Source organism: Sulfitobacter sp. W002, assembly GCF_025142135.1.
Lineage (GTDB): Bacteria > Pseudomonadota > Alphaproteobacteria > Rhodobacterales > Rhodobacteraceae > Sulfitobacter > Sulfitobacter profundi.
In genome coordinates, this window is the sequence record NZ_CP081126.1 from 3,237,843 (window position 1) to 3,260,045 (window position 22,203).

22 protein-coding genes are annotated in these 22,203 nt (G+C 63.5%); 10 read left to right on the plus strand and 12 right to left on the minus strand.

Going from position 1 to position 22,203, the window contains the following annotated elements; translation table 11 throughout:
* Window positions 1-21: 21 nt before the first annotated feature.
* On the minus strand, window positions 22-897 hold the full coding sequence (gene dapA / locus K3758_RS16100) for a 4-hydroxy-tetrahydrodipicolinate synthase (protein WP_067941085.1): 876 nt from the start codon (window positions 895-897) through the stop codon (window positions 22-24).
* Window positions 898-1,021: 124 nt separating this feature from the next.
* On the opposite strand from dapA, the gene K3758_RS16105 reads away from it, so the two are divergent.
* Window positions 1,022-2,986 carry a transglycosylase SLT domain-containing protein gene (locus K3758_RS16105; RefSeq protein WP_259946540.1) on the plus strand — a complete coding sequence of 655 codons (1,965 nt, stop codon included), beginning with the start codon at window positions 1,022-1,024 and terminating at the stop codon, window positions 2,984-2,986.
* On the opposite strand, the gene K3758_RS16110 is transcribed toward K3758_RS16105, so the two are convergent.
* Together K3758_RS16110 and mnmD are read right to left on the minus strand one after the other, a co-directional pair.
* Window positions 2,951-3,829 (minus strand): DMT family transporter, encoded by an 879-nt coding sequence (locus K3758_RS16110; RefSeq protein ID WP_409202633.1) that lies wholly within the window; start codon window positions 3,827-3,829, stop codon window positions 2,951-2,953. The two genes, K3758_RS16105 and K3758_RS16110, sit on opposite strands and share 36 nt — an antisense overlap.
* Window positions 3,830-3,840: 11 nt before the next feature.
* The gene (mnmD, locus tag K3758_RS16115) at window positions 3,841-4,515 is read right to left on the minus strand and encodes a tRNA (5-methylaminomethyl-2-thiouridine)(34)-methyltransferase MnmD (RefSeq protein ID WP_259946542.1); all 675 of its coding nucleotides are present in this window, start codon (window positions 4,513-4,515) and stop codon (window positions 3,841-3,843) included.
* A gap of 58 nt (window positions 4,516-4,573) precedes the next feature.
* Here mnmD and K3758_RS16120 point away from each other — a divergent pair, with 58 nt between their 5' ends.
* Window positions 4,574-5,611 carry an FAD-binding oxidoreductase gene (locus K3758_RS16120; RefSeq protein WP_259946543.1) on the plus strand — a complete coding sequence of 346 codons (1,038 nt, stop codon included), beginning with the start codon at window positions 4,574-4,576 and terminating at the stop codon, window positions 5,609-5,611.
* Between the two features lie 59 nt (window positions 5,612-5,670).
* Here K3758_RS16120 and K3758_RS16125 read toward each other — a convergent pair whose 3' ends face one another.
* Entirely contained in the window at window positions 5,671-6,327 is a 657-nt protein-coding gene (locus tag K3758_RS16125; protein WP_259946544.1) for an OmpA family protein, read from the minus strand.
* Between the two features lie 98 nt (window positions 6,328-6,425).
* Window positions 6,426-7,328 carry a bifunctional helix-turn-helix domain-containing protein/methylated-DNA--[protein]-cysteine S-methyltransferase gene (locus K3758_RS16130; protein WP_259946545.1) on the minus strand — a complete coding sequence of 301 codons (903 nt, stop codon included), beginning with the start codon at window positions 7,326-7,328 and terminating at the stop codon, window positions 6,426-6,428.
* 108 nt (window positions 7,329-7,436) lie between these two features.
* On the opposite strand from K3758_RS16130, the gene nth reads away from it, so the two are divergent.
* The 3 genes from nth to K3758_RS16145 are packed head-to-tail and all read left to right on the plus strand — an operon-like array spanning window position 7,437 to window position 9,663.
* A complete protein-coding gene (gene nth, locus K3758_RS16135; protein ID WP_132443842.1) occupies window positions 7,437-8,081 on the plus strand; it encodes an endonuclease III in 645 nt (214 codons plus the stop codon).
* Window positions 8,078-9,067, plus strand: coding sequence for an adenosine kinase (locus K3758_RS16140; protein WP_259946546.1), 990 nt, complete (start codon window positions 8,078-8,080; stop codon window positions 9,065-9,067). Before nth ends, K3758_RS16140 begins: the two co-directional genes overlap by 4 nt.
* 2 nt (window positions 9,068-9,069) lie before the next feature.
* A complete protein-coding gene (locus tag K3758_RS16145; RefSeq protein ID WP_259946547.1) occupies window positions 9,070-9,663 on the plus strand; it encodes a GNAT family N-acetyltransferase in 594 nt (197 codons plus the stop codon).
* Between the two features lie 29 nt (window positions 9,664-9,692).
* Here K3758_RS16145 and K3758_RS16150 read toward each other — a convergent pair whose 3' ends face one another.
* The 3 genes from K3758_RS16150 to K3758_RS16160 are packed head-to-tail and all read right to left on the minus strand — an operon-like array spanning window position 9,693 to window position 11,124.
* Window positions 9,693-10,175 carry a hypothetical protein gene (locus K3758_RS16150; protein ID WP_259946548.1) on the minus strand — a complete coding sequence of 161 codons (483 nt, stop codon included), beginning with the start codon at window positions 10,173-10,175 and terminating at the stop codon, window positions 9,693-9,695.
* On the minus strand, window positions 10,172-10,654 hold the full coding sequence (locus K3758_RS16155; protein WP_259946549.1) for an RNA pyrophosphohydrolase: 483 nt from the start codon (window positions 10,652-10,654) through the stop codon (window positions 10,172-10,174). The genes K3758_RS16150 and K3758_RS16155 overlap by 4 nt, the downstream gene beginning before the upstream one ends.
* Entirely contained in the window at window positions 10,651-11,124 is a 474-nt protein-coding gene (locus K3758_RS16160; protein ID WP_259946550.1) for a GNAT family N-acetyltransferase, read from the minus strand. Before K3758_RS16160 ends, K3758_RS16155 begins: the two co-directional genes overlap by 4 nt.
* Window positions 11,125-11,241: 117 nt before the next feature.
* Between K3758_RS16160 and K3758_RS16165 the strand changes: the two genes are divergently transcribed.
* The 4 genes from K3758_RS16165 (at window position 11,242) to zapE (ending at window position 16,729) form a co-directional block, all read left to right on the plus strand.
* Window positions 11,242-13,269, plus strand: coding sequence for an NADPH-dependent 2,4-dienoyl-CoA reductase (locus tag K3758_RS16165; protein WP_259946551.1), 2,028 nt, complete (start codon window positions 11,242-11,244; stop codon window positions 13,267-13,269).
* A gap of 82 nt (window positions 13,270-13,351) precedes the next feature.
* Window positions 13,352-14,293: a zinc transporter ZntB gene (locus K3758_RS16170; RefSeq protein ID WP_259946552.1), complete on the plus strand. Its 942-nt coding sequence runs from the start codon at window positions 13,352-13,354 to the stop codon at window positions 14,291-14,293.
* 144 nt (window positions 14,294-14,437) lie between these two features.
* Complete coding sequence (locus K3758_RS16175; protein ID WP_067629295.1) at window positions 14,438-15,343, plus strand: LysR family transcriptional regulator; 906 nt, start codon at window positions 14,438-14,440, stop codon at window positions 15,341-15,343.
* Window positions 15,344-15,670: 327 nt separating this feature from the next.
* Window positions 15,671-16,729 carry a cell division protein ZapE gene (zapE, locus tag K3758_RS16180; RefSeq protein WP_259946553.1) on the plus strand — a complete coding sequence of 353 codons (1,059 nt, stop codon included), beginning with the start codon at window positions 15,671-15,673 and terminating at the stop codon, window positions 16,727-16,729.
* Between the two features lie 19 nt (window positions 16,730-16,748).
* On the opposite strand, the gene K3758_RS16185 is transcribed toward zapE, so the two are convergent.
* The 4 genes from K3758_RS16185 to K3758_RS16200 form a co-directional block, all read right to left on the minus strand.
* Complete coding sequence (locus K3758_RS16185) at window positions 16,749-16,934, minus strand: hypothetical protein (RefSeq protein WP_067629297.1); 186 nt, start codon at window positions 16,932-16,934, stop codon at window positions 16,749-16,751.
* A 96-nt stretch (window positions 16,935-17,030) separates the two neighbouring features.
* The gene (locus K3758_RS16190; RefSeq protein WP_259946554.1) at window positions 17,031-18,302 is read right to left on the minus strand and encodes a folylpolyglutamate synthase/dihydrofolate synthase family protein; all 1,272 of its coding nucleotides are present in this window, start codon (window positions 18,300-18,302) and stop codon (window positions 17,031-17,033) included.
* On the minus strand, window positions 18,299-19,258 hold the full coding sequence (accD, locus tag K3758_RS16195; RefSeq protein ID WP_067941664.1) for an acetyl-CoA carboxylase, carboxyltransferase subunit beta: 960 nt from the start codon (window positions 19,256-19,258) through the stop codon (window positions 18,299-18,301). The genes K3758_RS16190 and accD overlap by 4 nt, the downstream gene beginning before the upstream one ends.
* A 56-nt stretch (window positions 19,259-19,314) precedes the next feature.
* Window positions 19,315-20,214 (minus strand): CPBP family intramembrane glutamic endopeptidase, encoded by a 900-nt coding sequence (locus K3758_RS16200; protein ID WP_259946555.1) that lies wholly within the window; start codon window positions 20,212-20,214, stop codon window positions 19,315-19,317.
* Window positions 20,215-20,424: 210 nt separating this feature from the next.
* On the opposite strand from K3758_RS16200, the gene ilvD reads away from it, so the two are divergent.
* The gene (ilvD, locus tag K3758_RS16205; RefSeq protein ID WP_259946556.1) at window positions 20,425-22,191 is read left to right on the plus strand and encodes a dihydroxy-acid dehydratase; all 1,767 of its coding nucleotides are present in this window, start codon (window positions 20,425-20,427) and stop codon (window positions 22,189-22,191) included.
* Window positions 22,192-22,203: the final 12 nt, after the last annotated feature.

Genomic DNA, 22,203 nt, shown 5'->3' on the forward strand with positions numbered 1-22,203 from the left:
TTCACAGCCTAAAAAGCAGCCTTAGTTCATCAAACCCGCATGACGCAGACCCGCATCGACCAGTTCCTTGGTCGGGTCCGTCAGCTCTGTCAGCGGCAGACGCACCTCGTCAGAACACAGGTCCAACCGCGACATGGCGTATTTCACGCCCACCAGCCCCGGCTCGGTAAAGATCGCTTTGTGCAGCGGCATCAGACGGTCTTGAAGCTCCAACGCTTTGGCGTAATCACCCTCTAGGCAGGCCGCCTGCATCTGCGCGGAAAGACGCGGTGCGACATTGGCGGTGACCGAGATACAGCCAACGCCGCCTTGGGCGTTGAACCCATGCGCGGTGGCGTCTTCGCCGGACAGCTGGCAGAAATCCGGGCCGCAGGTGATGCGCTGATCGCTAACGCGCGCCAGATCGCCGGTGGCGTCTTTGACACCCACGATGCGCGGCAGTTGAGCCAACTCGCCCATCGTCTCGGGCAGCATATCCACGACCGAACGACCGGGGATGTTGTAGATGATGATCGGCAGCTCACAGCAGTCATGCACAGCGGTGAAATGCGCCACCAAGCCGCGTTGCGTGGGCTTGTTGTAATAGGGCGTCACCACCAGCAGCGCGTCGGCGCCGACCTTTTCGGCGTGGCGAGCAAGACGTATGCTTTCGACCGTGTTGTTCGACCCGGCACCGGCAATCACCGGGATGCGGCCCGCGACGGCTTTGACCACCTCTTCGACGACGGTCTCATGCTCGGCATGGCTCAACGTCGGGGATTCGCCGGTGGTGCCGACGGGGACAAGCCCGCTTGACCCTTCGCCGATGTGCCATTCGATAAGTTTCTTGAGCGTATCCAGATCCAGCGCGCCGTTGCGAAACGGCGTGACGAGGGCAGGCAGAGAGCCTTTGAACATGTGCACGCTCCTTAAGTGCTGGCCGGCGGAAACCGGACTGGATGAAGACTTTTGCGGGGACTAATGTTTGATAAACGTCGCCCGAGCCATATGTTGCAAGGCTCTAGCCTCGGAGATGTAGGAAATGCAAGCGATGACGCGCCTGATGGCGATTCTCATGAGTGTTTTTGTCCTGACCGTGCCTGCGGAAGCGCAGCGCCCGCGCCCTTTGGGCTGGGCGATGGACGCGATGCGCAGCGGCAATTGGGACGCGGCTGCGGCCTTGGCCGCCCGCGATGGGCAGGCCGCCGTCGATGTGATCGAATGGCACCGCCTACGGGCCGGGCGGGGTAGCTATGCCGAAGCGCGTGACTTTCTGAACCGCAGGCCCGATTGGCCCGGCGAGGCATATCTGCGTCGGCAGACCGAAGAGGCGGTGATCAAGCAGTCTCAAGACGAGATACTGGATTTCTTTTCGGCCATGGCCCCGCAGACCCCGCGCGGGGTCTTGGCCCATGCCAAGGCATTGATCGACAGCGCCCAGCGCGGCGAGGCCGAGGCGAACCTCGTTCTGGCGTGGCGCACCATGCCGATGAACGCCACCAGTCAGGAGTTGTTCGTCGACACATACGGCAGCCTTCTGGCCCCGCATCACGCGGCGCGGCTCGAAGAGATGCTCTGGCAGCGCGAGCATTCAGAAGCACGGCAGATGTTCGATCTGGTTTCCAGCGCCGACAAGGCACTGGCCGAGACGCGCATCGCCCTGCAAAAGCTGGAAAGCGATGTGAACACCAAGATCGACGCCCTGCCCGCATCAAAGGTCGATGCGCCGGGGCTGGCGCATGACCGCTTTGAGTGGCGGATGCGCAAGGGGCTGCGCGATGACGCCAAGGCATTGATGCTGGCAAAGTCGACCTCGGCTGTGGAGCTGGGCCAGCCCCCCGCTTGGGCCAACCGCCGCCGCGCCTTGGCGCGGGACGAGATGCGCAATGGCGACGCCAAAACCGCCTACCGGCTGGCCTCGCAGCATTTCCTGACCGACGGCTCGAACTACGCGGACCTTGAGTGGCTCTCGGGCTATATCTCGCTGCGCTTTCTAAACGACCCAACCACTGCGTTGGGCCACTTTCAAAACCACGATAACGCCGTGGAATCCCCGATCAGCCAAGGCCGCGCCGGCTATTGGCAAGGCCGCGCGCTGGAGGCGATGGGCGATGCCGAAGGGGCTGCCAAAGCCTATGCCATGGGGGCGAAGTATCAGACATCCTTCTATGGGCTGCTGGCCGCTGAGCGGGGCGGCATTCCCTTCGACGAAAAGCTAACGGGCGCGGCCCCTGCCCAAGACTGGCGGACATCCCCGCTCGCCCGCGCGCCCTTGTTCGAAGCCGGGCTGCTGTTGCAAGCCTCGGGTGAGCTGTCCACCGCAGAGCGGTTCTGGACCCATCTGGCAGAGCAACTGGTGCCCGAAGACATCGCCCTGCTGGGGCAGGCGGCGATCGACGCAGGCCAGCCGCATCTCGCGGTGATGATTGGCAAACGCGCGGCGCAGCGCGGGTTGGAAGTGCCCGCCCCCTATTACGCGCTGCACAGTCTGGTCGATAAAGACCTGCCAATGGCCACTGAAATGACCCTCGCCATCGCGCGCCGCGAAAGCGAGTTTGACCCGAACGTCCAAAGCGGTGTCGGCGCGCGGGGCTTGATGCAGATCATGCCCGCAACGGCGAAAGACGTGGCGCGCGATCTGGGCATCTCTAGCCAGCACACGACCGACCGCCTGACCGCCGATCCCGATTACAACGCACGGCTTGGGGCGACTTACCTGTCGCAAATGGCCGGGCAGTTTGACGGCAACGTATCCATGATGTCAGCCGCCTATAACGCGGGCCCCAGCCGCCCGCGCCGCTGGATGTCGACCTATGGCGACCCGCGCAAAGGTGAAATCGACATCGTCGATTGGATAGAGATGATCCCCTTCCGCGAGACGCAGAACTACGTGATGCGGGTGACCGAAAGCCTGCCCGTCTACCGCGCCCGTCTGGGGAAAGACCCGCTGCCGATCCCCTTTAGCGAAGAGTTAACCGGGTCGACGCTGAAGGCGTTCGCGCCATAGGGTGAACAGCCCCGCCGCCACGATCATGCCCGCGCCCAGCACCACGCTGGGACGCAGCACTTCGTTAAAGACCGACAGGCCGATGATCACGGTAAAGATCAACTGCGTATAGGCGAAGGGTTGAACGGCGCTCGCCTCGGCGACCTCATAACAGCGGATCAGCAGCCAGTGGCCCGTCACCCCGGTGATGCAAAGCGTGCCCATCAACAGCCAGTTGCCCGGTGTCATCGGCTCCCAAAACCAGACGCCCACGGCGGTCATCACCGCCGCCCCGGTCACGCCGGTCCAGAAGAAACTCGTCCCCGTATTGTCGCGCCGCGCGACATAGCGGGTCAGCAGCCCGTAGACCGCGAACATCGCCGCCCCCGCCAGCGGGATCGCGGCGGCAGGGTCCACCACCCGGAGCCCCGGTTGCAAAATGACCAGCACCCCGATGAACCCCACACCAATCGCGGCCCACCGCCGCCAGCCGACCTTTTCACCCAATATCGGCCCCGAGAGCGCCGCCACCAGCAGTGGATAACAGGTGAAGACAGCATGGCTTTCCACCAGCCCAAGGATCGTAAAGCCAAGCACCATCGTACAAATCTGCGCCGACAGCAGCACGCCACGCAGGATCTGCACCGCAGGCTGCGTGGTCGCGGCGGCCTTGCGGATACCGCCCGCCTTGCGCAGAGCCAGCGCGATAACGAAAGCGGCAAAGAACCAATAGCGGATCATCACCACCATCAGCACATTGTAGTTCTCGGCCAGATGGCGCGACAGCCCATCTTGAACCGCAAAGACCATCGTCGTGGCGATCATCAGCATGATGCCAAGCGGAATGTTATTGGATTGAGGCATGCTAGACTGGCTCATGCTGGCATCCGCGCGCGGGTCATGTGGCGTTTGCGGCCATAGCCGGGGATGCGGGTGACCTCGAATCCGCCTGCGCTAAGTGCGCGGCGGACGAAGCCTGCGGCGGTATAGGTCGCGGCGGTGCCACCGGGCGCGGTGTGGTGGGCGACTTCGGCCATCAGGGGGTCGCCCCACAGTTCGGGGTTCTTGGCAGGCGAGAACCCGTCGAGGAACCAAGCATCGGCCTGCCCCTGCCACCCGGGAAGGGCCTGCCGCGCATCACCGATGATGATCTCGGCCCGCAGGCCGGGCAGTTCCAACACACCGCCGTTGCCATCCCACGCCGCTGTCAGCGCATCGCGCCGCCCGTCAAGCGCGGGGAAGGCCATATGGGCCTGCGCCATATCCTCAGGCCGCATCGGGTAGGCTTCGAAACTGGTGAAATGCAGCGGTCCTTCGTGGCCCGCGCGCATCCATTCGTCCCACGCCAGCAGCAGGTTCAGCCCGGTGCCAAAGCCCAGTTCGGCGATGTGAAAACCGGGGCGAAAACGCTCTGGCAGGTCATTGCCCGCCAGAAAGACATAGGCCGTTTCCGCCGCGCCGTCCTCTAGGCTGAAGTAGGGATCATCGAACTGGGTCGAGACGGGCACTTGGCCCTCGCGCCACGTGATCTGGGCATTCTGGTCTGGCACGGTACGTCCTGCTAGAGGGGGAGTGAAGTCGCGCAGACACTGCGCAAGCTGGCGGGGAATGGCAATGGTGGATGTAACCGTAAGAGGGGCCGGGATTTTCGGCCTGTCGGTGGCTTGGGCCTGCGCGCTGCGCGGGGCATCGGTGCGGGTGGTGGACCCGGCAGGACCGGCGGCAGGCGCCTCGGGCGGGATCGTGGGCGCGCTGGCGCCGCATGTGCCGGAGAATTGGAACGCCAAGAAAGCCTTTCAGCTTGAAAGCCTGCTCAGCGCGGAGGGTTTCTGGGCCGAGGTTGAGGCCGTGGGCGGTCACGCCCCGGGTTATATCCGCAGCGGTCGGTTGCAGCCGGTGGCGGATGACGCGGCGCTCGCGCTGGCGCGACAACGGCAAGACACAGCAGCCGAGCTCTGGCAGGGCCGTGCCCGGTGGGAATTGATCCGCGCCGAGGATCGCGATTGGGCCCCGCACAGCCCTACCGGGTGGCTGATCCACGACACGCTCAGCGCCCTCGTCCACCCGCGCCAAGCCTGCGCGGCGCTGGTGGCGGCCTTGGCGGTAAGAGGCGTTGAGATTGTGGCCGAGGCCCCGGAGGCGGGCCAGACCCTCTGGGCCACCGGTGTCGCGGGGTTGGAGACGCTGAATGCGGGCCACCCGCGTCTGGTTGGCGCGGGGATCAAGGGTCAAGCCGCGCTCTTGCAGCTTGACCAAGGCGGCGCGGCGCAGCTCTTTGCCGATGGGGTGCACGTGATCCCGCATCTGGATGGCACGGTGGCAGTCGGCGGCACGACAGAACGCGAATACGACAGCCCCGACAGCACCGATGCACAGCTTGACGCGGTGATCGCCAAGGCCCGCGCGGCGGTGCCCGCCTTGCAAGGCGCGCCGGTGATCGAACGCTGGGCCGGGCTGCGCCCCCGCAGCCGCAGCCGCGCGCCAATGTTGGGCGCATGGCCCGGCAGGCCGGGGCAGTATATCGCCAATGGCGGGTTCAAAATCGGCTTTGGTATGGCCCCCAAAGTGGCAGAGGTGATGGCCGATCTGCTGCTCGAAGGGCGCGATGCCATCCCCGAGGGCTTTGGGGTTGCCGATAACCTCTAGGCCAAAGAAAAACCCCGGCCACTGGCCGGGGTTCAATACCGTTCCCAAAGAGTCGCGGCTTAGCGTGCGTTCGGCAGGATCACGATCTCGACCCGGCGGTTCTGCGCCTTGCCTGCGGCACTCAGGTTGCTTGCCACTGGCTGGCTTTCGCCGCGGCCAAATGTCTGCAAACGCTGCTGCGGCACGCCGTTGGACAGCAGGATGTTGCCCACAGCCTGTGCGCGACGCTCGGAAAGCTGCTGGTTATACGCTGCTTCGCCATCGCTGTCGGTGTGGCCGACGACCTGCAGGGTGGAGTTCTGATAAACGTTCACGTTCTGCGCCAGCGCGGCCAGATCGTCACGCAGGGCGGGCGATACGTTGGTGCTGTCGGTCGCGAACAGGATATCCTGCGGCAGGGTCACGATCAGACGGTCGCCGGTGTTGGTAATGACCACACGGCTGTCCATCGCGGCGCGCAGCTCGGCCTCTTGCTTATCAAGCGAGTAACCCACGCCCGCGCCGATCGTGCCGCCGATCAAAGCGCCTTTCAGGGCGCCTTTGCCATCACCTTCGGAAATCGCACCGGCAAGGGCCCCGACGCCCGCACCGATCAAAGCGCCATTCTTGGTCCGCTGGTTGGGATCGCCATTGCCCGGCTGCATCGGCTGCGTACAGGCACCCAGTGTCATCGCGCCGGCCAGAGCGGCGGCCAAAGTCATCTTCGAAGAAATCATGTCTACTGCCTTCATGTTTGCGGCCCCGTTCGGGCGGGGCATCTTGACGTGAACGCAATATAGGCACTCAATGTTCCCGCGAACATTACATATAACCTTTATTCGGCAGAAACCCGCCCAGATGGGGGAGTTTGCGCTTCTGCCCGCGCGGATTCAAAGGCCAGCATCGCCCGTTTCACCGGCAGACCCCAGTGATACCCGCCCAAGCCGCCACTTTTGCGCAGCGCGCGGTGACAGGGGATCAGCCAACTCACCGGATTGCGCCCCACCGCTGTGCCTACGGCGCGCACGGCACGGGGGCTGCCGACGGTCTGCGCAATTTCGGAATAGGTGGTCACCTGCCCCGACGGGATGCTCAACAGCGCCTCCCAAACCTTGATCTGAAACGGCGCACCGATGAGGTAGAGCGGCGCCTTCGCTTCGGGGTCTTTTTGCATGCCAAACGCGGTATCGACCCATGGGCGCAGCCGGTCGGGTGCTTCGACGAAATCGGCCAGCGGCCACCGGCTGCAAAGGTCCTCCATCGCTGCGTCCTCTCCTACTTCCGACGATAGTGCCAAGCCGCAGATGCCTTTGTCGGTGCCCATCACCAGCGTCGGACCAAAGGGGCTGTCAAACCACCCCCAATAGATCGTCAGCCCGGCGCCTTTGCGGGCGAACTCACCGGGGCTCATCGCCTCCCAGCGCAGGAACAGGTCATGCAACCGCCCGCTGCCTGATAGGCCCAACTCATGTGCCGCCGCCAATGTGGTGAAGTGATCGCGCAGCATGACCTTGGCCTGATCCAGCATCAGATATTGCTGGTAGCGTTTGGGCGACACCCCCACCCAGCGCGAGAACAGCCGCTGGAAATGCGCGGCGGACATGCCCATTTCCCCGGCGATCCAGTCCAGTTGCTTGGGGTCTTCGGCCTCGTCAATCAGGGCGATGGCGCGGCGCATCACCTGATAGTGGTAACCCTGATCTTCGGGCGCGGGGGATATCTGTGCGATCTGTGTCATGCCCCTAGATTAGCCACGCCCCTGCCCCCGCGCGACCCGTTTCTTGCGCCAATTATCGCAGCCCGCCCCCGCTTGCCCTGCCGCGTCATTCATCGCATACCCAGAGCCATGGCCCGCCAACTTGATTATCATACCATCCGCGAGATCTTCGCACGCTTCCAGCAGGCAGAGCCTGAGCCCGAGGGCGAGTTGGAACATGTGAACGTCTATACGCTGGTTGTGGCCGTGGCGCTGAGCGCGCAATCGACCGATGCGGGCGTCAACAAAGCCACGCGCGAGCTTTTCAAAATCGCCGACACCCCACAGAAGATGCTGGATCTGGGGGTTGAGGGGCTGATCGACCATATCAAGACCATCGGCCTCTACCGTCAGAAAGCCAAGAACGTCATCAAACTGAGCCAAATCCTTGTTGATGACTATGGCGGCGAGGTGCCGAACTCTCGCGCGGCACTGCAATCGCTGCCGGGGGTGGGGCGCAAAACGGCGAATGTGGTGCTCAATATGTGGTGGGGCCAGCCCGCGCAGGCGGTGGACACGCATATCTTCCGCGTTGGCAACCGCACCGGCATCGCGCCGGGCAAAACCGTCGACACAGTCGAACGCGCCATCGAAGACAACATCCCCGCTGATTTCCAGCGCCATGCCCATCACTGGCTGATCCTGCATGGCCGCTATCACTGCAAGGCACGCAAACCGCTGTGCCGCACCTGTATCATCCGTGACCTGTGCCAATACGAGGACAAGACAGAATGACCCAATACGAAGTGGTTGGCATCGGCAACGCCGTCGTCGACGTGATCTCCCATGCCGATGACACTTTCCTTGCCGAGAACGGCATCGAAAAAGGCATCATGCAGTTGATCGAACGTGACCGCGCCGAAGACCTCTATATCGCGATGCAAGACCGGGTGCAGACGCCGGGCGGCTCGGTCGCCAATACCGTCGCAGGCGCGGGCGCGCTGGGCCTCAAGACCGCCTTCATCGGGCGGGTGCGCGATGATGAGTTGGGCCAGTTCTACGCCAAGGCGATGACCGACATCGGCATCGATTTCGTCAACGCCCCGGTGACCGAGGGGGAGAACCCAACCTCGCGCTGCATGATCTTTGTCACCCCGGATGGGGAGCGGTCCCTGAACACATATCTCGGCATCTCGACCGGGCTGACCTCGGCTGACGTGCCGCAGGCGGTGACGGAGAAGGCCAAGCTGATGTTCCTTGAGGGCTACCTCTTTGACCATGACGCGGGCAAAACCGCCTTTCGTGAGGCCGCGCGCGCGGCGACGGCGGGTGGTGGCATGGCGGGCATCGCCATCTCCGATCCTTTCTGCGTGGAGCGTCACCGCGATGATTTCCTCGCGCTGATCGAAAACGATCTGGGCTATGTCATCGGCAATGAGGCCGAGATTCGCGCCCTTTGGGAAACCGACGACACCGAAGCCGCGCTGGCCAAAACCGCCGAGATTTGCCCGCTGGTGGTCTGCACCCGGTCGGGCGACGGGGTCACGCTGGTGCGGGGCGAGGAACGTGTCGACGTGCCGGTCGAAAAGGTCGTGCCGGTAGATGCCACGGGCGCAGGCGACCAATTCGCGGCGGGCTTCCTCTATGGTCTTGCCACGGGCCGCGATCTTGAGACCTGTGGCCGCATGGGCAACATCTGTGCAGGCGAGGTGATCCGCCACATCGGGCCCCGCCCCCAGACCGACATCATGGCCCTGTTCAAGGCCGAAGGGCTGGTCTGAGCATGATCGAAAACGGCTTTCACGATGTCCCGCCCGGCAAACTCGCCGTGGTGGTGACCCATCTGGAAATGGACGCCAAACCCAGCTTGCGGGACGTGCCCCTGCCCGAGGGTATGACCTTTCAAAAGGTCACCCCGACGCTCGACTGGTTTCGCGACATTTTCCGCCGGGTTGGGATGGATTGGCTGTGGTACGGGCGGCTCAAGCTGGATGACGCGGGCCTCACCGCGGTGCTGCAAGACCCGGCGCGGGCCTTCTATACACTGACCCGTGATGGCAAGAACGAGGCGCTGCTTGAGCTGAACTTCCTCGAAGATGGCACCTGCGAACTGGCCTATTTCGGGCTGACCTCTGCGCTGATCGGCAGCGGCTCGGGGCGGTATCTGATGAACCAAGCGATCACCCTGGCCTGGGAACAGCCGATCACCCGGCTGCACCTGCACACCTGCACCAACGACAGCCCGCAGGCGCTTGGCTTTTATGTGCGCTCAGGCTTCACCCCCGTTCGCCGTCAGGTCGAGATCGACGATGATCCGCGCCTGACCGGCCTGCTGCCGCGCGATGCGGCGCCGCAAGTGCCGCTTATCGAAGGGTAGGAACGGCGAAGGGTAAAACTGCCGCCGGATTACCGAACCGGCGTGCACTCTGCCCCTTGGAAACAAGCGATCACCTTGTCGACCATCGCAGGCTTCGGAGAACCAAAGAGGTCGCCGCCGCAGGGGTTGCTTTCCAGTGCATAGGCCCCATCCGGTTTGCGTTCGAGAAAGGCCAGAACGTCCCCTTCCTCGGCAGAGCCGCACCACGGGCCAAAGCACAGGACATTGAGCATCAACGGCTGGTCAAAGGGCACGTCAAAGCCCCCTTCCGACAACGCCTTGCCGCTGATTTGCGCCCGGAGCGGAGTCTCTTCGGGCGGGTTGATCCCGACTTTGCCGGTCTTTGGCAAGGCGGCAGCGTCAAAGGTCAGACGCCCCTGCACCACGACGTAGCTCTCTTCGGCCTTAGCCGCGCGTTGATAGGTCGCCTCGACTGAATGGGGCAGACAACTGAGCGCAAGCGCAGGCAGCGGGGCCAAGGTGGCGAGGGCGCTGGCGATGATCCGTGTCATAACTTCTCCTCAAACTCTTCAAGAACTGCCGTATAGACCGCGCGTTTGAACGGCACGATATGCGCGACCAGTTGATCTGCGGGCATCCAACGCCATTCCGAGAATTCAGGTTCGGCCGTCTGGATATTGACCTGATCGTCCTGCCCCAGAAAACGCATGAGGAACCATTTTTGTTCCTGCCCCCGGTAGCGCCCTTTCCAGATGTTGGGCACCAGTTCATGCGGCAGATCATAGGGCAGCCAACGGGAAGTCTCGGCCTCGATCCGCACCAGATCGCGGGGGATACCGGTCTCTTCCTCCAACTCGCGCAGGGCTGCGTCGGGCGCGGCCTCGCCCTTGTCCACCCCGCCTTGGGGCATCTGCCAAGCGTCCTGATCCCGGTCGCGCCGCTGGCCGACAAAGACCTCGCCCTCAGCATTCACCAGCATCACGCCGACGCAAGCACGGTAGGGCAGTTTGGCAATCTCTTCGGGGGTCATGTCAGTATCTTCTCCATTTCAAAGCGGTTCAGATATTCACCTGACCGTGCGACGCGCTCTGCTGCGATAACACGAAAGCCCAAAGCCTCAAAGGCAGGGCACGCCATCAGGCTGGCATGGGTGTGCAACCGGATCTCGCCTGCGGCGACCGCTGCCTGTTCGACCCGCCCATAAAGCGCGCGAAAGACACCCTGCCCCTGCGCCGTCGCGGCGATAAAGGCCAGATCGATATAGCCCCGCTCCCGCGTCATGAAACCGATCACCTGCCCCGCCCGTTCGGCCAGCACCACCTGCTGCCCGCCTAACTTGGCCGACCACTGTGGCCCCTGCGGTGGAGCGGGGAGCCACGCGGCACGCTCCGCCGCGCTATAGGCGCTTGCGCCATGGTGGATCGCGTCGAACATCACCCGCCCCAAAGCATCATGATCCGCCATCGCCGCATCACGCAACGCCACCTCTACCCGCGCCATCCAACACCTCTGTCTTGACCCGCCGTGAGCCGCGCGGATGACGCGGCGTTTCGCGTGACTTGCCCTGCCGTTTCCGATGGTGTCACAGTGACCCAGCCCACCCAGAAAGGTAAAGCCATGTCCGATTACCCCCACCTGCTTGCCCCGCTCGACCTTGGTTTTACCACGCTGAAGAACCGTTTGCTGATGGGGTCGATGCATACCGGGCTGGAGGAAACCGGCGACTGGAACCGCGTGGCCGAGTTCTACGCCGCGCGGGCGCGGGGCGATGTGGGCCTGATGGTCACCGGCGGCATCGGGCCGAACCGCGAAGGTGCCGTGGCCCATGGGGCGGCAATGATGGTCAGCCAGAAGGACGTGGACAACCACAGCATCATCACCCAGCGGGTGCATGAAGCAGGCGGCAAGATCGCCATGCAAATCCTGCACGCGGGCCGCTATGCCTTTACCCCCGAATGCGTGGCTCCAAGCGCGATCAAATCCCCCATCTCCATGTTCGCGCCCAAGGAGCTCGGCGAGGAAGGCATCGAGAAACAGATCAGTGATATCGCCGCCTGCGCTCTGCGCGCGCGAGAGGCAGGGTACGACGGGGTCGAGATCATGGGCTCCGAGGGCTATTTCCTAAACCAGTTCCTCGTCACCCATACCAACAAGCGCGAGGACCGCTGGGGCGGGTCTTACGAGAACCGAATGCGCCTGCCGCTGGAGGTGGTGCGCCGGGTGCGCGAAACGGTGGGCGAAGATTTCATCCTGATCTACCGGCTGTCGATGATCGACCTCATCCCCAACGGATCGACCTTTGAGGAGGTCGTGCAACTGGCCCAAGAGGTCGAGAATGCGGGCGCCAATATCATCAACACCGGCATCGGCTGGCACGAGGCGCGCATCCCCACCATCGCCACTTCGGTGCCGCGCGCGGCCTTTGCTTGGGTTACGAAAAAGCTAATGGGCAAGGTGGGCATCCCGCTGATCACCTCGAACCGGATCAACACGCCCGAGGTCGCCGAAGAGGTGCTGGCGGAGGGCTGCGCCGATATGGTCAGCCTCGCGCGGCCCATGCTGGCCGATGCCGATTTCCTTGCCAAGGCCAAGGCCGGTCAGGCCGAGCGAATCGCCCCCTGCATCGCCTGCAACCAAGCCTGCCTCGACCATACTTTCGGCGGCAAGATCTCTACCTGCCTTGTGAACCCACGCGCCTGCTATGAAACAGAGTTGCTGATTGAACCGGCAGCGGCGGCGAAATCCGTGGCCGTGGTCGGTGCTGGCCCTGCGGGCCTGTCCGCCGCGATCACTGCTGCCGAGCGGGGGCATAAGGTCACCTTGATAGACCGCGCGAGCGAGATCGGCGGGCAACTCAACCTCGCCAAGCAAGTGGCGGGGAAAGAGGAGTTCTGGGGCTTGGTCGATTGGTACCGCACCATGCTCAAGGTCCACGACGTGACCGTGCAGCTTGAGACCGAGGCCACGGCGGACGCGCTTCGCGGCTTCGACGAGGTTGTCATCGCCACCGGCGTGGTGGCACGTGACCCACAAATCCCCGGCCAAGACGGCAACAACGTGGTTAGCTACATCGACGTGCTGAACGGCACGGCAAAGGTCGGCCAGCGCGTCGCCGTGATTGGCGCGGGCGGGATCGGTTTCGACGTGTCGGAACATCTGGTGCACGACGGCGAGAGCAGCACGCTGAACCTGCCCGAATGGATGCGCGAATGGGGCGTCACCGATCCGGGCACGCACCGCAGCGGGCTGGCCCCCGAAGGCCCACAACCCCCGGCACCGGCGCGGCAGATCACCATGCTGCAACGCAAGACCAGCAAACCCGGCAAAGGCTTGGGCAAGACCACGGGCTGGATTCACCGCGCCTCTCTCACCATGCGCGATGTGAAGATGATCGCGGGCGTGAACTACGAAAGTATCGACGGGTCCGGCCTGCACATTACCTTCGGCGAGGCGCGCGAGAACCCCACGCTGATCGAGGCCGACACCATCGTGCTCTGCGCCGGACAACTCTCTGACCGCAGTCTTGCCGACACCCTAGAGGCCAGCGGCACCCCCTGTCATGTGATCGGCGGCGCCGACGTGGCCGCAGAGCTCGACGCGAAACGCGCGATCAATCAAGGCACACGTCTGGCTGCTGCCCTTTAGCACCCGCACTGCGCGCGCCCTTGCACCCGGCGAGCGCAACCCGCTAAATCGCCTGACCGCTTTTGCCAGCCAATAGGTGACCATGCCCCTCTGCGTCTTTGACATATCTGATGACGGCACCACCACGGTGCCCGAAGACACCCAGCTGACCGGGCCTGCGCGCTACCGTTGGTGGCATTTCGACATGGCCGATCCCGCGCTGGCACCCTGGCTGGCCGAACACCTGCCCGAGATCCCGGCGGGCGCATTGCTGCAACCCGAAACGCGCCCGCGCTGCGATGAATATGAGGACGGTCTGATCCTCAATCTGCGCGGCATCAACCTGAACGAAGGGCAGCAGGCCGACCAGATGGTCTCGGTCCGGATGTGGGTGACGGATGCGGTGGTGATTACTGTGCGGATGCGCCGGGTCTTTGCCATTGATGAATTGCGCGCACTGGCCGCCCAGAGCACCGCCCCGCCCCGGCCTTCGGCCTTCCTCGAAGCGCTGGTCTCAAGGTTGACCGCACGGGTGCAGATCGAAGTGGCGCGGCTGGCGGACCGGACGGCTTTCTATGAAACCGACCTCGAAGACCTCAGCACCCCGCCGCCCAAAGACCTGCCCGTCACCCGCCGCAGCACGATCAAACTCGAACGCTACCTCGCCCCGCAGCGCAGCGCGTTGGAGCGGTTGGCGGACCTAGACCTGCCGCTGGTCCCGGATGTCGATTCGATGAAGCTGCGCGAGTTGGCGAACCGCACCGCCATCGTGGTGGAGGAACTGGACGCCCTGCAAGAACGCATCGTCACGGTACAGGACGAACACGACAACCAAGTCGCCCAACGCCAAGCGCGCCATGGCTATGTGCTGTCGATCGCCGCCGCCGTGTTCCTGCCGCTGGGGTTTCTGACCGGGCTTTTCGGCGTGAACGTCGGCGGGATGCCCGGCGTGGACGATCCGCGCGCCTTTGCCGTCCTTTGCCTTGCCATGGTGGGCCTCGCCGCGCTCATGCTGGCGGTTCTGAAATGGCTGCGCTGGCTATAAGCCCCTCGGAAACGGATTGTTCTGCCGTTTCCATGCCATGAACGATCCCTGCAAAGACCACGGGACTGTCTTGCCTCTGCCCCGATCCTGCCTGAATTGCCGCCCATACCTGAGGGCAACAAGATCAATGCGAAGGGACAGGCAATGGACCGCCTTACGGAAATGGAAGCGTTTGCCACAGTGGTGGATCAAGGCGGCTTTACAGATGCCGCCAAGAAGATGGGGATCTCGAAATCCGCCGTCTCAAAGCATGTATCCTCACTTGAGGCCCGCTTGGGGGCGCGGTTGCTTAACCGTACCACCCGCCGCGTGTCGCCCACGGAGATCGGGCTGGCCTATTACGACCGCGCCCGCCGCGTGCTGAACGACGCAGGCGAGGCTGATGCGCTGGTCACCTCGATGCAATCCGCGCCCTCGGGGCTGTTGCGGATTTCGGTGGCGACGGATTTCGGCGTGAATCATCTGTCGCCCGCTTTGTCGGAGTTCTTGCAGGACTTTCCCGACATCACGGTGAACATGGTGCTGAACAACCGCTACGTTGAGCTGATCTCGGAAGGGTTCGACATGGCCGTGCGCATCGGCGAGTTGGAGGACAGCACCCTGCGCGCGCGCAAGCTGACCGAGACGACCAAACGCATGATCGCCAGCCCGAAGTATTTCGAGCAGTACGGGCGGCCGGAAAAGATCGATGATCTGAACAATCACAAGCTGCTGCATTACTCGAACCAGTCGTCGGGCAATGTGTGGAAATTGACCGCACCTTCGGGTGAAAAGCGGCAGGTCCGCACGGCGGGCTGGCTGTCGGTCAATGACGGGCAGAGCCTTTTGAACGCCGCGATTTCGGGACTGGGGATCGCCTATCTACCAAGCTTTCTTTACGCCGATGCGATGGAAAAAGGGTTGGTCGAGGATGCCATCCCCGAACTGCCGCTCGAAACCCAAGGCATCTACGCCGTCTATCCTCCGGGCCGGTTCACCCAGCCCAAGGTGCGGGCGTTCATCGACTTCCTCGTGCATGAGTTTGCCGAGAAGGGGCCGACGGACTGGTAAACACACTCGGCCCGGAATCAAGCCGCAGGCGCCGGGCCATCGCCAGCAAGAAACTAAGCGCCCCAGCGATGCAGCCCCTGCTCGATATTGCCCCTCTTGCCCGGAACAAGCCGCAGGCGCCGGGCCATCGCCTGCCCGCCCGGACGGGTAGGCGATTTAGTACGGCCGGGTGGGACTTGGCAAACGCACATCATGGTTGAGCCATAAAGTGGCAGCGACCTGCCGCGGATCGCCGACCCGCGGGCAGCCGATGGCCCTCAGTTGCTTCGCACTCTGCCACACAAGACCACCTTTCCTCTCCCCCACTGGCACGCTATCTCTCCCGCCATGAGCAATATGCGCGAAACCTATGCCCGGCTTGTCGCCGAGGGCAAGCTACAGGCCGACCCAGCCCAAGAAACCGTCATGGCGGAGTTTGACCGCATCCGCGATGCGCTGGACAACCCGCCGAAGAAAAGCTTCTTTCGCAAAGCGCCCGAACCGCCCAAGGGGCTGTACCTCTGGGGTGGCGTGGGGCGCGGCAAGTCGATGCTGATGGACATGTTCGTGGCGCATCTGCCCGACGTGCCCGCGCGCCGGGTGCATTTCCACGCCTTCATGCAGGAAATTCACAACGCCATGCATGAGGTCCGCAAGACCGGCGTGGATGACGCCATCGCGCCCGTTGCCCGCGATGTGGCCGACAGCGTGCGCCTGCTCGCTTTCGACGAGATGCAGATCACCGACATCACCGATGCGATGATCGTGGGCCGCCTGTTCGAGGCGCTTTTTGCCGCCGGGGTCGTGGTCGTCACCACCTCCAACCGCCTGCCCGATGACCTGTATAAAAACGGCATCAACCGCGAGGTGTTTGTCCCCTTCATCGACCTCATCAAAGAGCGCATGGTGGTGCATGAACTAGCCAGCCCGACCGACTACCGCCAAGATCGGCTGGCCGGGTCGCAGGTCTATTTCACCCCCGTCAACGCCGAGAGCCGCGCCGCGATGGATGCGGTTTGGGACGATCTGGCAGGCACACAGGGCGAACCGCTGACCCTCCACGTCAAGGGCCGCGAAGTGGTGATTCCGGCTTTTCACAACGGCATGGCCCGCGCCGGTTTCCACGCGCTTTGCGGGCAGCCCTTGGGGGCCGCGGATTACCTCGCGCTGGCGCAGGCCGTGCGGGTGCTCCTGCTGGACAACATCCCCACCCTCGGCCGGTCGAACTTTAACGAGGCCAAGCGCTTTGTTACGCTGATCGACGCGCTTTATGAGGCCAAGGTGCGGCTGATCTGCTCTGCCGCCGCTGCGCCGGAAATGCTCTATCTCGAAGGCGAAGGCACCTTTGAGTTCGAGCGCACAGCCTCCCGACTGCGCGAAATGCAGGGGGAAGACTGGGGGCGCTGACCGCCCCCCTGCCGCCAAATCAGGAATCACTGACCGGCTGCATATGCAGGTCATTGCCCTGCAAAATCGGGTGGTAAGGCCGCTCGACTTCATAAAGCCACCACAGGCCGCCTGCGATAATGGCGACACCTATGGCCATGAAGATAAATTGATATTTCCGTGCATCGTCCTGATCGTGACGCGCGGACTGGCTGAAATTGCGCATGGGGACACCTCGGTCAAATTCGAAAGGGGAGACTTCCTAAGACCAAGATACACCACATCTGCACTTCGCAGCAGCGGGGTGCCCAAATATGGTTAATTAGACGTTTTCCCGCAACACGCTACCGGCGAGGTAGAGCGAGCCACAGATCAGCACACGTGCATGGGGATCGCGGGCGATAATCGCCTTTAGTGCCGCGGTGACATTCTCGGCCTCGCCAGCCTCAATGCCAACATCGCGCGCCACCTTCGCCGTGGCCTCGGCAGGCAGGGTTGCTGCCTCGCCGGGGATCGACACGGCGGTGAGGCTAGCTGCCTCCGCCGCCAATGGGCGCAGATATCCGGCGATGTCTTTGGTGTTCAGCATCCCGCAAATCAAATGCGTCGGGCGTTTCGGCAGAGCGGCCAGCGTCGCCGCCAACGCCGCTCCGGCGGCAGGATTATGGCCACCGTCCAGCCACAACTCGCCCTCGGGCGCCATGCGCGCCAGCGGGCCATCCGACAGCCGCTGCATCCGTGCAGGCCACTGCGCCTGCGTCACCGCAGCCTCGCAAGCCTCCACATCGATTCCAAGCTGGCGCAGCGCTGCCAGCGCAGCACCGGCATTCATGATCTGATGATCACCGGGTAGATTGGGACGCGGTAGATCAAGCAGGCCGCGCTCATCTTGATAGACCATACGCCCAGCTTCGGGCCCGACATGCCATTGCTGACCATGGGCCAACAGAGGCGCGCCAAGTTTCGCGGCGCGGTCCTCAATCACTTCAAGCGCGGCCTCTTCTTGCGGGCCGACCACACAGGGCACCAACCGCTTGATAATGCCCGCCTTCTCACCCGCGATCTCGGCCAATGTGTCGCCTAGATACTGCTGATGATCGACTGAAACCGGGGTGATCACCGTCAGCACCGGATCGACCACATTGGTCGCGTCCAAGCGTCCGCCAAGACCCACTTCGAGCAGCGTGTAATCGGCAGGCACCCGCGAGAAGGCAAGGATCGCGGCGCAGGTGGTGATCTCGAAATAGGTGATTTCTTCGCCACCGTTGGCGGCGTGGCATTCGTCCAGCACAGCGGCCAGATCGGCCTCGGATATCAACTCCCCCGCGACCCGGATACGCTCATGGAACCGCGCAAGGTGGGGCGAGGTATAGGCGTGGACCGTTTTGCCCGCCGCCTCCAACCCCGCGCGGATCATCGCTTGGGTCGAGCCTTTGCCGTTGGTGCCGGCGATATGGATCACCGGCGGCAGGTCATTCTGCGGGTTGCCCAAGGCCTCCAGCAGCCGCCACATCCGGTCGAGTGTCAGATCGATGATTTTGGGGTGCAGCGCCATCATCCGTTCAAGGATGACATCCGATGAAGGCGTGCTCATTTCTTCTTAGGCGTGTCGGCGGGCAACTCCGCTGCGGCCTGAACGGCGGCGGCGGCCTCGGCCACCTCCACTTCTTCGGGCGCGGGCAGGTCACCGCGCACGGCGGGCGGCAGGCCCATCAGCATGCGGGTGATGGTGATCAACTCATCACGCATCTCGGTCCGTTTGGTCACCCGGTCGAGCATCCCGTGGTCGAGCAGATATTCCGCCCGCTGAAAGCCCTCGGGCAGTTTCTCACGGATGGTCTGTTCGATCACGCGCGGCCCGGCAAAGCAGATCAGCGCGTTCGGCTCGGCAATCTGCACGTCGCCCAACATCGCATAGGACGCGGTGACACCGCCCGTGGTCGGATGGGTCAGCACGACGATATAGGGCAGGCCCGCCTCTTTCAGCATCTGCACGGCGACCGTGGTGCGCGGCATCTGCATTAGGCTGAGGATACCTTCTTGCATCCGCGCGCCACCAGCGGCGGAGAACAGCACCAGAGGGCGCTTCAGCTTCACGGCTTCTTCAGCGGCGGCAATGATCGCATTGCCCACATACATGCCCATGGAACCGCCCATGAACGAAAAGTCCTGCGCACAGGACACAATCGGCGTGCGGCCAATCTCACCCGTGACCACGAGCATGGCTTCATGCTCGCCCGTCTGCTTTTGCGCGGCCTTCATTCGGTCGGGATAGCGCTTCTGATCCTTGAAATGCAGCGGGTCTGGCGTGGGCGCAGGGACCTTTACCTCGGTAAAGATGCCACCGTCGAACAGCGCCTTGAACCGCTCACGCGGGCTGATGTGCATGTGATGGCCGCAGTTGGTGCAGACGTTCAGATTGTCGGCCAACTCGCGGTGAAACAGCATGGTGCCGCATTCGTTACACTTGGTCCACAGGTTGTCCGGCGTCTCGCGGCGCGAGAAGATCGAGTTGATACGCGGACGGACGTAGTTTGTGATCCAGTTCATTGGCAGGCCTCTGCTGTGGTTCCGTTCCAGATAATCCCCGCATGGGGAAATTGCAATCAGCGGCGTATCGCCAGCCTTGCCGCGAGCCACGACACCAGCATCAACGCGAAATCCACCGGCAACCATGTGCGCAACGCCGCCGCGTCATCCATCGAAAACGGCGTCAGATAAAGCGCCAGCCCCGAGAGATCATCCGGCAGAGAGATAATGAGAATGGCCGAGACATTGTTCCACAGATGCACCGCGATGGCGGGCCCAAGCGAGCCGGAGCGTGCAGTAAGGTCAGCCATCAGGATGCCGAAGACCCCGGCCCAGAGCGCCACCATCAGCGCATTCTCCCCCGCCTCGGCAGGTAGGTAGTGACCAAGCGCGAAAAGCGCCGAGGGCAGGACCATCCAGATCAGCGGCGAGCGAAACCGTGCCGCCAATTGCTGCTGCACATAGCCGCGAAAGACGATCTCTTCGGCGCTGACCTGCACCAACACTGCCAGCAGCGACAGCGGCAAAAGCAGCAGCCAGCGGCCAAGCGGCAGGTTCGGCTTCAGCTCACCGCCCATGTCCCACGGCGGCAATACCGCAAGCGCAACGCCCAGCAGCAACATCGCCCCGGAAACCGCGCGAAAACTGGGCCAGAGCCGCCCCGGCAGGCCAAAAAGGCTCCCCGCGCTGCGCCGGTGCACGATCCGCACGGTCACGGCGACGGCCATCGCCATGGTGCCAAAGCTGAACAGCAGCAGATACATCGCCTGCGGCGTGGCCCCTTTCAGAAGATCTCCGTGCAGCGAGGGTGCCGCCGATCCCGCCAGCCCATAGACCGTCTGAAAGTAAAGCTCGTTCAGCGCGACATAGGCCACCACGGCCACGAACAGCCCCAAGAAAAACCGCCACAGTGCCGAGGTGCTGCGCGCGGGCGCGACAAAGGCCGCGTGGGCGCTATAATCGGGCCGCCAGTTCATCAGCGGCGCCGTTCAGATCGGGGGTGGTGCTTGCAGAGCATATGCCGGGCCTTCACGCTTGCGGGCGGGTCGAACCGACCGCGCCAGAAGGTCAGAACCTATGCCCTAACACGCTGCGATACAACAGTTCCCCCGCCTCATACGCGCCAAAGCCTTGCAGCACCGCCCCTGCCCCTCTATTCCATTCAAGACGTTTCAAGGAGCCCACCGATGTCCACCACGCCCCGCTTCGACAAATCCCGGCTGCCCAGCCGCCACGTGACCGAAGGCCCGGCCCGCGCGCCGCACCGGTCTTACTACTATGCCATGGGCATGACCGAAAAAGAGATTCACCAGCCGCTGGTGGGCGTCGCCACCTGCTGGAACGAAGCAGCCCCCTGTAACATCGCCCTGAACCGTCAGGCGCAGGCTGTAAAAGTGGGCGTGCATTCCGAACAGGGCACCCCGCGCGAATTCACCACCATCACCGTCACCGATGGCATCGCCATGGGCCATGAGGGCATGCGTTCCTCGCTGGCCTCGCGTGAGGCGATTGCCGACACGGTTGAGCTGACCATGCGCGGCCATTGCTATGACGCGATCGTGGGTCTGGCGGGCTGTGACAAGTCGCTGCCGGGGATGATGATGGCCATGCTGCGGCTCAACGTGCCGTCGGTCTTCCTTTATGGTGGGTCGATCCTGCCGGGCAAAGCGCCTGCCGGGGCCGATGTGCCCGAAGATTTCGCAAGCCGTGACCTGACCGTGCAAGACATGTTCGAAGCCGTGGGCCGGTTCCAGAACGGCTCCATGTCGCAGGCGGCTTTGGATGTGCTTGAGCGCGTCGCCTGCCCTTCCGCGGGTGCTTGCGGCGGCCAGTTCACCGCCAATACCATGGCCTGTGTGTCGGAAGCGATCGGCCTCGCGCTGCCGAACTCCTCGGGCATGCCAGCCCCCTATGAGAGCCGTGACGCCTATGCCGAAGCCTCGGGGGCGGCGGTGATGAATCTGATCGAAAAGAACATCCGCGCGCGCGACATCTGCACCCGCGAAGCCTTTGAAAACGCGGCGCGTATCGTGGCCTGCACTGGCGGCTCGACCAACGCCGGTCTGCACCTGCCCGCCATGGCGCATGAAGCCGGGATCGAGTTCTACCTCGAAGACGTTTGCGAGATCTTCCGCGACACACCCTATTTCGTCGATATGAAGCCGGGCGGCGCTTATGTGGCCAAAGATCTTTACGATGCGGGCGGCGTGCCTGTCGTGATGAATGAGCTGCGCAAAGCGGGCCTTATTCACGAAGACTGCATGACCGCCACCGGATACTCGATGGGCGAAGTGTTGGATCAAGTGACCCGCGAAGCAGACGGCAAGGTGATCCACTCGGTCGCCAACCCGATCAGCAAGACCGGCGGCGTTGTCGGCCTTAAGGGCAACCTCGCCCCCGAAGGTGCCATCGTGAAAATCGCGGGCATGTCGGACGACGACATCGTCTTCACCGGCCCGGCGCTGGTGTTCGAATGTGAGCAGGACGCCTTTGAAGCGGTACAGAACCGCGCCTATTCCGAAGGCGACGTTTTCGTGATCCGCAACGAGGGCCCCGCAGGCGGCCCCGGCATGCGCGAGATGCTGGCGACCACGGCGGCGCTGTCCGGTCAGGGCATGGGCAAAAAGGTGGCGCTGATCACCGATGGCCGCTTCTCGGGCGCGACCCGTGGTTTCTGCGTGGGTCACGTGGGGCCAGAGGCCGCGCACGGCGGGCCGATTGCGCTGCTGAAAAACGGCGACATGATCACCCTTGATGCCATCACCGGCAGCATCAGCGTCGATCTGAGCGATGATGAACTGGCTGAGCGCCGCAAGGGCTGGGCTGGCCCCCGCGCGACGAACTACCAAAGCGGCGCGCTGTGGAAATATGCCAAGCTTGTCGGCCCCACCTACCTTGGTGCCGTGACACATCCGGGCGCTCAGGCCGAGACCCATGATTACATGGACCTCTAAGCGCCCTCTTGC